The organism is Planktothrix sp. PLAVEN19ND (assembly GCF_057220675.1).
The window spans coordinates 2,098,574-2,113,920 of the sequence record NZ_CM170132.1; the positions used below are offsets into that span (position 1 = coordinate 2,098,574).

The 15,347-nt window shown below is 39.8% G+C and carries 14 protein-coding genes; 6 read left to right on the forward strand and 8 right to left on the reverse strand.

The features are described from left to right. Positions 1–33: 33 nt before the first annotated feature. A complete protein-coding gene (locus tag AC2D3N_RS08880; RefSeq protein ID WP_079677506.1) occupies positions 34–315 on the reverse strand; it encodes a DUF3288 family protein in 282 nt (93 codons plus the stop codon). 161 nt (positions 316–476) lie between these two features. Between AC2D3N_RS08880 and patX the strand changes: the two genes are divergently transcribed. After that, positions 477–656: a heterocyst-inhibiting protein PatX gene (gene patX / locus AC2D3N_RS08885; protein WP_144017674.1), complete on the forward strand. Its 180-nt coding sequence runs from the start codon at positions 477–479 to the stop codon at positions 654–656. 194 nt (positions 657–850) lie between these two features. Beyond that, on the forward strand, positions 851–1,087 hold the full coding sequence (locus tag AC2D3N_RS08890; RefSeq protein ID WP_079677507.1) for a hypothetical protein: 237 nt from the start codon (positions 851–853) through the stop codon (positions 1,085–1,087). A gap of 30 nt (positions 1,088–1,117) precedes the next feature. Here the strand turns inward: AC2D3N_RS08890 and AC2D3N_RS08895 are convergent, their stop codons facing one another. The 3 genes from AC2D3N_RS08895 to AC2D3N_RS08905 all read right to left on the reverse strand — a co-directional run bounded on the left by AC2D3N_RS08895 (position 1,118) and on the right by AC2D3N_RS08905 (position 4,965). Further along, the gene (locus AC2D3N_RS08895) at positions 1,118–2,518 is read right to left on the reverse strand and encodes a TldD/PmbA family protein (protein ID WP_484693392.1); all 1,401 of its coding nucleotides are present in this window, start codon (positions 2,516–2,518) and stop codon (positions 1,118–1,120) included. Positions 2,519–2,667: 149 nt separating this feature from the next. Next, positions 2,668–3,864, reverse strand: a complete 1,197-nt coding sequence (locus tag AC2D3N_RS08900) for a glycosyltransferase family 2 protein (protein WP_484693393.1) — start codon at positions 3,862–3,864, stop codon at positions 2,668–2,670. A gap of 24 nt (positions 3,865–3,888) precedes the next feature. Next, entirely contained in the window at positions 3,889–4,965 is a 1,077-nt protein-coding gene (locus tag AC2D3N_RS08905) for a beta-ketoacyl-ACP synthase III (RefSeq protein WP_484693394.1), read from the reverse strand. Positions 4,966–5,701: 736 nt separating this feature from the next. Here AC2D3N_RS08905 and AC2D3N_RS08910 point away from each other — a divergent pair. After that, complete coding sequence (locus AC2D3N_RS08910; RefSeq protein WP_484693395.1) at positions 5,702–7,597, forward strand: tetratricopeptide repeat protein; 1,896 nt, start codon at positions 5,702–5,704, stop codon at positions 7,595–7,597. A gap of 60 nt (positions 7,598–7,657) precedes the next feature. Here AC2D3N_RS08910 and AC2D3N_RS08915 read toward each other — a convergent pair whose 3' ends face one another. The 4 genes from AC2D3N_RS08915 to AC2D3N_RS08930 form a co-directional block, all read right to left on the reverse strand. Further along, positions 7,658–8,485, reverse strand: coding sequence for an MBL fold metallo-hydrolase (locus AC2D3N_RS08915; RefSeq protein ID WP_484693396.1), 828 nt, complete (start codon positions 8,483–8,485; stop codon positions 7,658–7,660). Between the two features lie 29 nt (positions 8,486–8,514). Further along, on the reverse strand, positions 8,515–9,501 hold the full coding sequence (locus tag AC2D3N_RS08920) for an NAD-dependent epimerase/dehydratase family protein (protein WP_484693397.1): 987 nt from the start codon (positions 9,499–9,501) through the stop codon (positions 8,515–8,517). A 21-nt stretch (positions 9,502–9,522) separates the two neighbouring features. Further along, on the reverse strand, positions 9,523–10,560 hold the full coding sequence (locus AC2D3N_RS08925) for a RusA family crossover junction endodeoxyribonuclease (RefSeq protein ID WP_234996610.1): 1,038 nt from the start codon (positions 10,558–10,560) through the stop codon (positions 9,523–9,525). Positions 10,561–10,746: 186 nt separating this feature from the next. Beyond that, positions 10,747–11,490 carry a 2-phosphosulfolactate phosphatase family protein gene (locus tag AC2D3N_RS08930; RefSeq protein WP_079677512.1) on the reverse strand — a complete coding sequence of 248 codons (744 nt, stop codon included), beginning with the start codon at positions 11,488–11,490 and terminating at the stop codon, positions 10,747–10,749. A 113-nt stretch (positions 11,491–11,603) separates the two neighbouring features. On the opposite strand from AC2D3N_RS08930, the gene AC2D3N_RS08935 reads away from it, so the two are divergent. From AC2D3N_RS08935 to purU, 3 genes are all read left to right on the forward strand, one after another. Continuing rightward, positions 11,604–12,785, forward strand: a complete 1,182-nt coding sequence (locus AC2D3N_RS08935) for a lipid-A-disaccharide synthase-related protein (protein WP_484693398.1) — start codon at positions 11,604–11,606, stop codon at positions 12,783–12,785. Between the two features lie 149 nt (positions 12,786–12,934). Continuing rightward, complete coding sequence (gene dacB, locus AC2D3N_RS08940; protein ID WP_484693399.1) at positions 12,935–14,365, forward strand: D-alanyl-D-alanine carboxypeptidase/D-alanyl-D-alanine endopeptidase; 1,431 nt, start codon at positions 12,935–12,937, stop codon at positions 14,363–14,365. 122 nt (positions 14,366–14,487) lie between these two features. Continuing rightward, a complete protein-coding gene (gene purU / locus AC2D3N_RS08945) occupies positions 14,488–15,342 on the forward strand; it encodes a formyltetrahydrofolate deformylase (RefSeq protein WP_484693400.1) in 855 nt (284 codons plus the stop codon). The last annotated feature ends 5 nt before the right edge of the window (positions 15,343–15,347 follow it).

Below are 15,347 nucleotides of genomic sequence, written 5' to 3' on the forward strand. Positions count from 1 at the left end.
GACCTTGACCATGAAGAAGAAGGAATACACCCTTCAAATCCAGTCTTCTTGATCGTTTTTTTTGCCTCGATAAATTTGACCTGTGGCGTGAATTTGGCGAGTTTTTTCAAATAAAGTTTCGTCGGTATATCCCCAGGTTTGTAAGATTATTTCTAAATTGCTTTGAATATCCTTCGCCCCCGGAAAACCTCGATAACGAATTTTTAAACGGGCTAACTCTACTAGATTATAGTCCGTTGCTTCTTGCTCTAAAAGACTCAGAACAATCATTCGATCAGTATTGTATTGAGGATGTTTCTGTTCTTGAGTTGTCATAACTAGCGATCGCTTACCCGAGTCTTGATCACAAAATTTATCCACTTTATTCTAACACTATTACAGGACTCAAAAGCAATCTGGGGAAAGTTTGTTTTTTTACCGGATCAATTTGATTGAACTTGTATTAGAGAATAGACACTCTAATACGGACAACTCTTATGCGAATCTACAGCACTATTTTACTATCGACTTTGTTAGTAGCTACCCTGACTCGTTATCTTCTTAATCCGATTAATGTTAACTCATCTTCAAAAAGTGAAGTGGTAGCTTTTATCGCAACTCAAACCAGTCCAGAATTTGATACACAAGGCGTTCCTCATCGGGGAAGTGGACGTTAATGATCATGATCAAAAAACACAGGAGTGAGTTAAGAAACAATAGAATCATATCTATAATATTTCTTGGAATTTGAGACTCACTCCATTTTTTTTACATTTGATGAGGGGATGATCAATCAGGATTTGATTGATGATCCGGATCGGTAATTAAAGCATTGGTATTCACAGGTAGTCGTCCCAACAATCAGGCAAAAATGTCTAACTTTATTACCGTCTTAATGATCAGTACCATTGTGAGTGTGCCTCAGAGTTTTGACCCTCAACCTCAAATCATGGAACAGCGTGATCCAGAACAAATTCAGTTTTTCAAGTCCAGAGAATTCCCTGCGTCTCTGAACTCCGATCAAATAAAAATCACCCATCACAGCCACGACGATCAAAATACCGAAGATATTTCTCCTAAACGCGGTGATGGACGACGGAACACCTGATCACCATTTAATCGGCTGACCGTTTTTGCGTTATTCCATAGCTTCTCCTCCAACAACGACATTGCGGATGCGTAAACTCGGGCCACCGCAGCCTACGGGTAAACCATTTTGTCCTCCCTTTCCACAACCCCCCGATTCATCCCAATAAAAGTCATCACCAATGGCTTCAATATCTGCTAGGGTGGTGAACACATTTCCCGATAAGGTCACATCTCGAACCGGTTCTGCCAATTTGCCATTTCTAATCATCCAGGCTTCCCCGGCACTGAATGTAAACATTTCACCATTAGTCATTCCCCCCAACCAATTGCGAGCATAAACCCCTTCTTTCACATCACTGAATAAGTCCTCAACGGAAGTATCACCCCGTTCGATCCAGGTATTTGTCATTCTGACTAAGGGGGGAAAATGATAATTCAAACAACGGGCATTTCCAGTAGGGACTTCTCCTAATTTACCTGCGGTTTCACGGGAATGAAGGCGACCGACCAAGGCCCCATCTTGGATCAGTTGGGTGGTGGTCGCTGGAGTTCCTTCATCGTCATACTGATAACTTCCCCGATGTCCGGTCGGGGCTGCACCATCAAAGATTTGGAGATTTTTCGGGCCAAATTGACGCCCCAAGGTCATAACTTCTAATAAATCAGGATTTTCATAGGTCATATCCGCTTCCGACAAATGACCAAAGGCTTCATGGACAAATAAACCGGACAAAATGGGGTCGATGACAACGGTATAAACATTCCCTTTAACGGGGGGAAGGGCCAGGGAATTTACCGCCCGCCCCGCCGCACTGCGAACCTGCTGATCAAGATTTGTCAGGTCTTCATAGGCCTTGCGGGAACCGGTGGTTTCTCGTCCCGTTTGTACGGTTTCCCCATTTCTGGCGGTGGCTGCAAAGCGCATTTCCATATCGACCCAAGATTGTTCTAAGAGGGTTCCTTCGGAGGTGATCAGAATTATTCTTTGGGTGCTGTCGTTGTAGCGGACAGAAATGGTGGCAATACAGGGGTCAACACTACGCAGAATTTGGCCGTAGCGATCGCATAATTCTTTTTTTTCGGCTAGGGGAATTTGACGGGGATCGGTTCCCGTTAAGGGTAGGTTACAGCTATCTTGAATAATTGGAACTGGGGCGAGAATAGTTTCTTCGGTACCAATAAGTTTGGCGGCGGTGATGGCTTCACCAATGCGATCTTCTAGGGTTGAGAGGCGATTAAAACTAGAAAAACCCCATCCGCCTCGATAGCAAGCTCGAACCTGACCGCCGATGGAAAGTCCTTCACTCAAGGTTTCAATTCGATCTCCTCGTAATAATATATCTGTTTCTTCAGCTTCTTCCAGACGAATGGCTAAGTAATCTACTTGGGACTGGTAACGCCCCATTAAATCGGCTAACAGATTCTTCACATCGGCAAGCAAACTAGGCATAATGGTCAGCAGGGAATGGGGAATGGGGAATGGGGAATGGGGAATAGGGGACAGGGAACACCCAGTAATAGTTCTGGTTGTTTCATATCAGTATTGAAATATTATAACCTTGGCGCGGGTTGCTATATTCGGATATTGAGCATCACCGGTTAAGGGGAATCTCGACGCTGAATAAATTCAAACCCGCCATCTTTATTTAACTGCATAATATTTCCTCTCCAGTTAATTTTTCGAGGTAGAAACAGGGTGATAATAATATGAATCGGCAGTAAAACTTGAACTAAAATTAATACAATAATATGGGTTTTTGGTGTGGCATTTCGCAGATATTTTTGATTGAAGTTATTTAACAGGGCATAATTTAGACCAAAGTAAATAACTACATAAATCAAGGTATAGATAGAAGGAAATAATATACTGTAAATCAAGACAATTGACGGGAACATTGTGGGGATAAATGCTGTCAAATAAAAGACAATTAGTTCGGAAAAATGGGAAGATTTTAAAATAGAGGCTTGGGGAAAGATAAACCAGCGTGTGATTAGGTTAAAATAGTGGGTGGAGTCTTGGATTTGGGTACTAATTCCATGACAAACGGGAGTTTGGGCGAGTTGATAACCCCGTTGGCGAAAATGTTGGGCGATCGCATAATCATCAACAATAAATTTATCTAAAGCGGCAAAACCATTAACCTTTTCTAATACTTCTTTTTTGATCACAAAAAACATTCCATTAATGGTAAAGGGATTAATTAGATAGGTATAGGGAATATAGGTAAGTAGGTTATTGCCATTAACTACACTGGAAACTAAGGTTGACCAAAAATTAGAAAAATTGACATAATAGGGTAAACCAAACGCCACACCAATATCAGGTTTTTCTAAATATGGTAGACATTGATCAAAGGCTTGATTAGGTAACATAGTATCATCGTCCAACACCGCAATAATATTACCCTTTGCTTGTTTTACTCCTTCAATCAGTTTAAACATTTTCGGACTAATTTGATTCGGAGATGGAGGTAGGGAGATTAATTTAATCTGGACATCGGCATAGGTTTCCATTAGTTGACGACATCCCATTTCTGCCGGGGCATCATTCTGATCAATTAGCCAAATAAATTCTAGTTGATGGGATGTTTTTAGGGCTAAATTGTGACCCAGACAGTCCCATAAGGTCGGATCACCGCTTAAGATTGGTTGTAGGATGGAAATTTGATAGGATGATACCGTTTGTATAGATTCAGATAACCGTTGCGCTTTTTGGAAGAAATGTTGAATTAAAACCCATTTTATTGCCCGCTCTGATATAATTATTATTCCTAAAATGACGATTAAAATATTCATAATTTCTCCTGATTAATTAATTATTTAATATTCTAAAACCATTCCCCCAAGGGAGAATCCGGCGGAAGTTCCTAATAGCAGAATGCGATCGCCTCGGTGAATTTTACCTTGTTGGATAGCTTCGTGGAGGGTCATCGGAATTGAGGCGGCGATCGTGTTTCCGTGATTTGTGGCAATTACCATCCATTTTTCTTCAGGAATATTCAATCCTTTGCGAATTAAACCCATCGCCATTAAACTCGCTTGATGGGGAATCACTAAATCAATATCTGTTAGGGTTAATCCCGCAGGTTGTAATAATCTTTCTATAAATCCAGGTAAAATTTTAGCCGCCAAACGATAAATGGCGCGACCTTGCATTTTAAACAAAAACCGATCGATATTATCGGAGTATTCCCGGGGATGATAGCGATTTCCCGCACCCAAACATTGGGATAAATTCGCACCTTGACTATAGGTTTCTAGGCGAGAACAGATAATTTTTGATCCCTCCTGAATATCGGTTTTACCAATAATGGCGGCGGCGGCACCATCTCCGAATAAGGTGCTACTTTCTTGATCTTTCCAATCAATTCCTTGGGTAATTTCCGAAGCGACTAATAACACCCGGGAGTAACGTCCAGCATCGACTAAATAGGAGAGGGTATCTAACCCGACGACGAAACTTAAACAAGTTGAATTAATATCAAAACTAGGAATTCCCGAAGACTCACCGCCCAATTGTTTTTGAACTAAAGCCGCCGTACAAGGAATTGATTGCTCAGGAACACTACTGGTACAAACAATACAATCAATATCACTTAAGGATAGTCCCGCAGCCTCTAACGCCTTTTTAGACGCGATCGCACCCATTTGAGAAGCCGTTTCATCTTCAACAAAATGACGCACCATTACCCCGGATTTTTTTTGAATCCAAGCAGCTTCAATTCCTAATTTTTGCCCTAATTGTTCGGCGGTAACTTGATTTTTAGGCAGGTATTTTCCCGTCGCTAATAGTTTTACTCGCCTTGATTGTACTAAGTTTTGAGGTAAGGGGTCAGGGTCAGGGGTTTCTGTGCTTAAATGGTGGAGATCTTGAGGGTGGGTACGGCTAATTACCATATTTTTATTGATTTTGAAAATATTTAAAAATATTAGCATTATTTTTTTGACATTGAGAACAATTTAAAGATTCAATTTAGATTCTCCGTGGCTATTCGTTTTGAGGTTTGATCCTAGGTGAATAAATTTTGATTTGGGTCGATTGTCTAATCCGATCTTTTGCTAAAATGTGGCTCAACTCTGCTGTTCAAAATTTTCCCTACCCTATAATTTAGAACGGTCAATCTTCTTCACTTTTAACCTAGCAGCACCTATCTGATTACAAACGATTATCCCCAAAATCATCTCAAGTTCTTGTTTTCACCCTAGGACTGTTCTCCCCGCTAGACCTAAAATTGGTCTGGGTAGGGTCTTCCCAGATCAAAAGCAGATTCGATATCAACCCGGGCTTCAGTAGTGGGGGTACCGAAAACCCAAAATTTTAAAAATTAGCTCATAAAACCGAGAACCTATGATAGAATCAAAAATTAGAGTTTTTTAGTTTTTTGGACTAATTACTCACGCGAGAACTGAGCGGTTTTTGAAGGTGTGGAGCATACTCAGATGTATAACTCAAAATTGTTATGGCTGTGTTTTCTCTGCGCCAGAGATCAGATGGGATTGATCCTTGGTTCTGAATATGAATCGATAGAAATTAAAACCTATTGACAGAATTAGCACTAGGCATCAATCTTAAAATTCACTCTTAATTTATTAGGTTAAATTTGATATGGTACCCAGAGAATTTTTAAAGACTGTGGCCGCGAGAGTTGGAATTTCCGACAATGAACTCGAAGTGATGGCACGGGCAATCCAAGGAGAACCAATGACCGCGATTTCCAAGCAATTAGGGGTTCGCAAGGACGCTCTACAAAAGCGCTTGGGGGAGGTGTATAGGAAATTAAACATTAGTGGTGCTGGCCCGGGAAAATTAGCCAAACTTCAGCAAAAGTTACTGTCAGAATATCAAGCTGATGGCAACAATCAAGGAGGACAAATTAACGGTCAATCTGGGCGCAAAAAGCGGTCTATGAGTGGCCTTGATCCCCAGGGTTTCAGTAGTAATATTTCAATTGATTGGGGTAACGCCCCTAAATTGGGAGCCTTTTATGGCCGTTCTGATGCCCTGGTCACCTTAAAACAAGGATTAGTTACCGAACGCGCTCACCTGATGATCTTGGAGGGGATGGGAGGTATTGGGAAAACCGCCTTGGGGGTTAAATTGGTACAGGAAATTGCCCCGGACTTTGACCAAGTGATTTGGCGATCTCTCCGAGATAAACCTTCCCCGAGTGAATTCATCGCCTCAGCTTTTCCCGAACATTCTCAAGCACCTTTAGATTGGGATGATTCGGAACAGATTGCTCAATTGTTAAAAAGCTTGTCCGATTCTCGATATTTGTTGGTGATTGATGAGGTAGAATATATCTCACAACTCGGTAGTAAAGATGCGGCTTTCAAAAGTTATGAATCTTTATTTCAACAAATTAGTGAATCGTCCCATCGCAGTAGTGTTTTATTAATCGGCTGGGAATTTCCACAATCCTGGCAAAACTTCGCGTCTCAACCCCCTTTACAACTCACTGGTTTATCGGAACAAGACGCTCAACAAATGGTTTTATCCGGTCAAGAAACCTTCTATTTGGATGGAAAATTCCTCTCGGAATTGATTCATTTATGTGGCGGGAATCCCTTGATTTTAAAATTATGGGCGGCTAAGATTCCTGATTTTACCGTGAGAAATCTGACGAAACTCATCAAGCAAAATACCTTAGTGATTGAAGAACTGGTGCGTCAATCCCTGCGAACAGAGCAGGAATTGTCGGAGCTTGAAATTCGTCTGGTCTGTTGGTTGGCCGTAAATCAAAAATCTGCAACTTTGAGTGAGTTGGCAACGGATTTGATTCTCTCGGAAACGGAAACCGAAGTCCAGACTTCCTTGGACTTTTTAGTTGAGCGATCGCTATTAGAAACAACAACTTCCGGCGCTCCTATTGCTTATACTGTTAATAGTCACTTCCGCAAAGAAGTCTGGTATCAGTTGATGGGTAAATCCTTTAATGAATTGGGTTATAAACACTATTTAGAAGGTGAATTTCAATCGGCTAAAACCAATTTGTTACAAGCCATTCGCTATCATGGGGCTTTAAGTGCGGGTCACTATAATTTAGGTTCGACCTATGAGAAACTTGACCAGTTTGAGGAAGCCAGAAAACAGTATCAAATTCTAGTCGATGTGGATAATAACCGAGCAGCCCAGGCGGCGGTTAATAATTTAGCACGATTGGAAATTTTAGATGGCAAAACCGAGGAAGCCATTGATAAATTAGAAAAAACCTTGGTACAGGTTAAGGATAAAGGAGTCCGAGCCGCCTTGTATAAGAATTTAGGCTGGGCTTATTTCCTGGAAAATAATCCAAAACAGGCTGAAGTTGAGTTACGCCAATCCTTAGAATTAAAAGAATCTAATGTGGTGGCTTACTATATTTTAGCTCAAGTTTTGGAAGCCCAAAATCGCCATAAACAAGCCTTAGCTTTTTGGAAAACTGCTTTGGAGCAGGACGAATTAGATCAGAAATCTAATGGAGTTACCTGGCGTTTACCTGAATTGCTGGCTTGGCGCATGACCGCCCGCCAACGCTTACCCAAATAATTCCTTATGGTCGCCTTCCCCTAGTTTCCTGGCTGGGGGAAGGAATTTATCAAAAGGGTATTATTGCCCAATTTCTGTTAAGTCAATAGAATTATGGGAGGGAATAATTTTAACATCAGGATTATTTCGATATAACTGATTAATTTTTTTCAAGGTTTCTCGATAGGCGGTTTTATCAGCAAACAAGATATCCGCAATTCGTTGAGGATAAATTAATTCCTGATAGGCACGATTTAACCAGCAAGCATCGGCAATTAAAAAATACTGTTTTCCCCTATTATCCGTTAAATATAAACCCATTTGTCCCACCGCATGACCTGGTAATTCAATGGCAATTAAACTCCCATCTCCAAACAAATCAAACCCCCATTCAAAGGGTTGAAAATTTTCCGGTAATTTTAGGGTATGATGATTCTCAACAAAAACCACCCGCTTCTCAAAATTATCTGGCATCAAACCCGATAAAAAACCCGCTTTTAATGCTGCAAAACTCCGTTTGTTTTTAATCGCATTATATCCCGATTCAAAACAAATAAATTTCGCTTGAGGAAAATCTTTTAATCCCCCAATATGATCGGCATGGAAATGGGAAATAATTATATATTTTATATCCTCGGGTGCAATTCCTAACTGTTCCAGTTGAGCAACAGCACTGTCTTGAGGTTGCAAATAAACCGGGGTTAATACCGCATACAGTTTATTCGGCAGAGATTGGGTTTCTTGATAAAATCGTTCTGAATATCCCGTATCAAATAAAATCCACCCCACCGGATGACGAATTAAGGCAAGTAATGCTGGAAAAACCATGGGTTTCCAACTTCCCCCCGGAAGCACCATGACTTCTGGATGGGTACAATATCCCGCCTTCAAAAACGTAATTTCTACCATATTCCGTTGTTGCGCTTAAGCGCATCTTATCAAAATCTCCCACATCTCACAAACTCATCTAACCCCTGTTCCATCGAAATTCGAGGTTCATACCCTAACTTAATTCTAGCCGATGTAATATCCAAGGTTTGACTAAAGGCTAATAAACCCAGAGTATAACGAGTTAAAGGGGGTTCTTGATCGGTTAATAAGTATTTATAGATCCATTCCATTGCTGTTGATAGAGTATAGGCGATCGGGTATGATAACGGTTTAAAATTTAAGGAAATATTCAGTTTTTCCGATAATCTTTGTAATAAATCAAACAATTCCGTCGGTTCACCATTGCTAATATTAAAATATTCTCCTAATACCTGATCTGGTGCAGTTTGACATAATAACAACCCATCCACAACATTATCAATATAAGTCATATCAATAATAGCTTTTCCCCCATTAATTAAGGGAATCCCCGTTGTTTCACTCACCTTTAAAAGTCGAGGAAAAATCACCCTATCCCCAGGGCCAAAAATTCCCCTGGGACGAATAGAAATCACGGGTAGACCCTGTTGAAACCCGCGATTAATTTCCTGTTCTGCCAATTGCTTGGTTTTAATATAAGGATGAATCGGATATGCAGCTAAATTATCGGTTTCTTTGATATTAAACCGATGGGATAAATCAAAATAAACCGCCGAAGTGGAAACATAGATTAAACGTCTGATTTGATGGGTTAAACAGCTTTGAATAATATTCCGAGTTCCGATCACATTTGTTAAGTAAAAATCCTTCTCCCGTCCCCAAGGAGAGGATAACGCCGCACAATGAAACACATCCTCTTGTTCTGAAATAGCTGATAATATTTTATCGAAATTTGTAATATCAACAGGTAAAAATTTGAGTCCTAATTGTTGTAAGCGATCGCCTATAATTAAGTTACGACCTAAAACGGTAACATCCTGACCCAAAGAATGTAATTTTAACGCCAATTTTTGCCCTAAAAATCCAGTTCCCCCCGTAACTAAAACCTTTTTCATATTCAGACTTGAATCAAAAAATTATAACGGTTCAATTTCAATGGAAACCCCAGTTTTTTTGGCATCGGGATCGAATTCAACGGTTAATTGGGGTAAGCAACTTAAGCGGTCATCAATTAATACCCCCGCACCATTTAAGGTTAACGCATCTAAACAAGCACCTGCTAAATTATCAATATCGGAATTTGTTCGATGATTTCCTAATAATTTAATGACAATTGCTGCTTTGCGTAAAGGAAATTTATGGGTAATATTTTGTTCTGAAATTTGCCGATATATTTCTACTTCGGCACGATTTCGCCACGCTCGATAACGAGGCGGTAAATAGGTTCCATTTCTGGTTACCCGAGGACGAGCTTTTGGCACAACAACCCCAGGAATCATTAATTTAATAATTTCTACGGTTTTTTTCGGAGGTTTTGGCGGGTCAATGGCTGGAGGTTTAGGCGGGTTGATAGCAGTAAATTCAACATCAATACTGGATTCTTTGGGGTTAATTTGAATCCGAGTTACAGGAGATTCTAATATTTCTAATGGTTTCTGAATTGTAGTGGTTGATTCAGTTGAAATCCCATGTAGAGACGTTGCATGCAACGTCTCTACATGGGACTCTGGATTTAATAACGGCAAGTCGGGTTTTGGAGGTAGAATTTGAGAGGATTTATCAGAAATATTTTTAACTTCATCCGTTGAATTAAGAGCTTGAGAATATGGTATAATTGGAATAACTAGAGTTTTTGTTGGCTGAGAAATAGAATCAATTGTTGAGGAAAAAATACCTGGATTTACCCCAGGCATTTTTTTGGCAATTTGCATATACATGGTGGCCGTTTGTTGGGAAAAAGTGAAATGTTCCTGAAACCAAACTTGCCAATTTTCCGGGGATAATTGAGTTTGAACGTGCAGCAACCATTCTCCCGCATTCCGCCCATGAATTAAAGCGGTTTGTGGGGAATCTAAACACTGTTTGTGTTCTTGATTAATCCGTTGGGCAAAATCATCTAAAGTCGCTAGAGGGGGCTGAGAATCACTGAGGATTTGTAGATAGGTAGATAACATTAAATAAAAGTTTTGAAGTGCAACGGGGCTGCGGTAGAAACTTTCCCCCATCCAGGAGAAAAAGGGGGAGGTTACAGGGTTGGAAGGGGGGTAAAAGGGTTGATTCACTAACGGTAATCAAGATAATGATTAATTCAGACCTTTTAGTTAAGTTGTAACATCTTTTATCCAAAACGATCCGTTTTGTTATTTGATGTTTGACTTAACTAAAACTCCGGTTTCTTTTTGCATGGGTAGCACATCTAAAATATCCTCCTGGGCGCAATACTGCAAGTCTTCATAACACCCTAAACGCAATAATCGTTGACCATGACTGGCATGATTTAACAGTTCAAACAGGTTATTTTGCCATTGGGAATAAAGAGAAATAGCAGCAAAAACTTCATCATTTCCCGCAAAATCATCTAAAGGATAACCCATTTCATGGACTAAATTTTGGGCCACGGCTCCGGCACAGGCGGTGTCTTCGAGGGAAAAACTGCCTTCCCAACCAGAACCTAATACCCAAACGGTTTCTGGACTTTTGGCGATCAAATATTCCACAATCGCCCGTCGATTAATAAAAGCGGCAGTTAAGACGACCGGGGTGGCTTGTATCCTTTCTAAACTGCGGGTTCCGTTGGTGGTGGTCATAAACAATCGTTTGTTTTTGACAAATTCCGGGGTACAACTCAGGGGAGAATTGCCTAAATCAAACCCCTCCACCTTGGCCCCGCCCCGTTCACCGACCCGGATGCGTTGATCGGCGGGCCATTTTTCGCTGGTTTGCATCAACGAGTCAATGTCACTGAAAACCTGTACCGCTTCGGCTCCAGCATTTAAAGCGGTGGCGATGGTGGTGGTGGCGCGGAGCACGTCCACGACGATGGCACAGTCGGGAAGAACATTCGCAGGGGCTAGTTCAGGAGTATGATAGACAAAAAATTTCACGGTTGGGGTTATGTTTGATAGAATTGTCAGTTTTTATTTTACATAAAAATTGATCATTAGATGAATTAAATCTTAAATTGACGAATATTTTTATATAATTGTAGCATAGTTTTATGAATAATCAACGAATTTTATTTTTAAGTAATGGTCACGGTGAGGATACCTGTAATGGGGAGATTATTAAGGCGTTATTATCCTTAGATGCAAATGTTGAAATGGCGGCAGTGCCTATTGTGGGAGAGGGGAATATTTATCAAGGGTTGGGAGTTCCAATTCTGACTCCGACTCGAACTTTACCATCGGGGGGATTTTTATATATGAATCCTTGGGTTTTTTTCAAGGATATCGCATCAGGTTTAATAGGTTTATTAGGTAAACAATTACAAATTATTGGGAAACAGGCTGCATATTATGATATTTTAATGGTAACGGGAGATATTGTTGTAGCTGCGATCGCCTATTTAACCCGAAAACCTTATATTATTTTTCTGTCTGCCTATTCGAGTTATTATGAAGGTAAACTTAATTTAGGGTTGATTTTACCTTTTCTGCTCAAGTCTCCTCGCTGTTTGGTTGTATTTACAAGAGATCAGTTTACCGCAGAGGATTTACAAAATCAAGGGATAAAAAATGCTCAATTCGTGGGAACACCCATGATGGATAATCTTACCCCAAGGGGAGTTAATTTAAACCTTGATTCTGAATCCCTAATGATTGCTATTCTTCCGGGTTCTCGTATTCCTGAAGCTAGAAATAATTTAATCTTGCTGTTAAAATTAGTAGAAGCAATTGATCAAATTAGTTCCCAAAAAATTCAATTTCGAGTGGCTGCGGTAGCTAGTTTAATGGCGGAGTTAGATGGAATTGCCAGAGGTTTAAATTGGCAACATCAAAACGGCAGATTAACCAATAAAAAGGGTTTAGAGGTGATTTGTTATTCTGATAGTTTTGCCGATATTTTAAACGCGGCTAATTTAGTCATAGGAATGGCGGGAACAGCGAACGAACAAGCCGTAGGTTTAGGAAAACCTGTGATTACAATTCCGGGGAATGGCCCGGCATTTACCTATCGGTTTGCAGAGGCACAATTAAGATTATTAGGATTATCAATTCAACTCATCGGAACTAAACCTGCGGATGATTTTATCTTAAATCAAGCTGCCCAAAAAGTCAATCAAACCTTAGAAAATACCGAGTATTTAAAATTATGTTTAAATAATGGAGAACAGCGCATGGGAAAACCGGGAGGAAGTCTAAAAATTGCTAATTTTGTTTTAATAGGGAATAGGGAATAGGGAATAGGGAATAGGGAATAGGGAATAGGGAATAGGGAATAGACTTGACTTTAATAAGTTTACTATGTTAGTCTTTGCTCGGACTGTTCGGTGCGACTGCCATATCAATAAAAACTAAGTTTTAAAAACTCTAAACTTTAAAAATAGTTATGAAAAAATTTTTATTCAGTAGTTTAATCTCTCTATTTAGTTTATCTCAACCCGTTTGGGGTCAAACCACTTCACCCGCTACAAAAATTTGTCCTGCGGAATTAGAACCTGCGATTAATGCGATCGCAAATCGTCCTCAATTTCAACGGTCTCGGTGGGGAATTTTAATCGAAACTCTCACTAAAAATATAACAGTTTATGATCGAGATAGTCAATATTATTTTATTCCCGCTTCCACGGCTAAACTATTAACAACGGCCGCCGCCCTACAAAAATTAGGAGCAAATTTTAGGATTAGAACTTCTGTTTATGGAGACACTCAAGGCAATATTTATGTTGTCGGGAGAGGCGACCCCAGCTTAACAGAAACTCAACTCAAAGATCTAGCCCAACAGCTAAAAAAAAGGGGAATTAATCAGATTAATCAATTAATCGCTGTAGATGGTTATTTTACCGGTTTACCCATTCATCCGACTTGGCAATGGGAAGACGTGCAAGCGGGTTATGGAGCCCCGATTAATAGTTTAATCTTAAATCAAAATTCCCTAGACTTAAAATTAGCCCCCCAAGCTGTCGGACAACCCCTAAAAGTCACCTGGGTACGACCGGAACAATCGGCAGGATGGACAATTGAAAATCAAACTCGAACTGTCAGAGAAAATGAGCCAGAATTTGTGAGAATTGGGCGAGATTTCAGTCAACCTATTATCAGAATTTCAGGACAATTAAGAGTAGGTCAAGCACCGGAATCCGCTTATGCGGCTGTTATCGAACCAACCGATAACTTTATTCAACAATTCCAGAAAATATTACTCGATTCTGGAATTAAAGTATTAAAAACCTCCATAACTTCTGATTTTTCCCATCCCCCGGAAGAATTAGCATTTGTAGAATCTCCCCCTTTATCAGAATTAATTAAAACCATTAACCTAGACAGTAATAATCTTTTTGCTGAATCTCTATTAAGAACCTTGGGCGCACAAAATTCTCGGGGTGATAGTGTGGAATTAGGACTCCAAGAAATCAAATTAATTTTAAATCAATTGGGCGTAGATCCCAAAGGTTATCAACTCGTTGATGGTTCAGGAATGTCTCGGAATAATTTAGTTACGCCTTCCGCTTTAGTACAAACTTTAAGAATCATGGCGACCTCTCCCACCGCAGAATTCTATCAAAATTCTCTCCCTATTGGGGGAGTAAGTGGAACCTTAAAAAGACGCTTTACAGATAATTCTGCTACGGGAATTGTACAAGCTAAAACTGGAACAATGAGGGGAGCTACCTCCTTATCAGGTTATATTTCTCCTCCAGATTATCAACCCTTAGTGTTTAGTATTACCATTAATCAAAGCAACTTATCTACTCAACAACTCAGAGAAGCTGTAGATGAAATTGTATTACTATTAACACAATTAAAATCCTGTCCTTAAACCGTTGTTGCGCCGTTGTTGCGCTTTAGCGCATCTTAATCTTAATTAAAAATAATAAAATGCGCTGAAGCGCAACAACATTTGATATAATTTTGATTATATTTAATCAATAAAAGTTTAAGATGAACTCACCTACAGCAACTTTATTAGTTTCTTGTCCCGACCAAAAAGGTTTGGTTGCTAAAATTGCTAATTTCATCTATGCCAATGGGGGAAATATTATTCATGCCGATCAACATACGGATTTTAGTGCTAATATTTTTTTAACCCGTATTGAATGGCAATTAGAAGGATTTAATTTACCCCGTGAGGTAATTTCTCCTGCGTTTAGTGCGATCGCCAAACCTTTAAATGCGAATTGGCAACTCCGTTTTTCCGATACCATTCCTCGGTTATCCATTTGGGTGACAAAACAAGATCATTGTCTATTAGATTTACTCTGGCGATGGCAAGCCAAAGAAATTATTGCTGAAATTCCGTTAATAATTAGTAATCATGCTAATTTAAAACCTATTGCCGATCAATTTGGCATTAATTTTTATCATTTGCCCATGACAGCAGAAAACAAATTAGAACAAGAAGCTCAACAGTTAGAACTTTTAAAACAATACCAAATTGATTTAGTAGTTCTCGCTAAATATATGCAGATTTTAACTCCCCAAATTGTCGAAAATTTCTCCCAAATCATCAATATTCATCATTCATTTCTTCCTGCTTTTGCCGGGGCAAATCCCTATCAAAGAGCGCACGAACGGGGGGTTAAAATTATCGGTGCAACCGCCCATTATGTAACCGCAGATTTAGACGAAGGGCCAATTATTGAACAGGATGTCGTGCGGGTTAGTCATCGGGACACCGTAGCAGATTTAATTAGAAAAGGCAAGGATTTAGAACGATTAGTTTTAGCTAGAGCCGTTCGTTTACACCTGCAAAATCGCGTGTTAGTCTATGGAAATCGAACCGTTGTTTTTGCTTAAATACC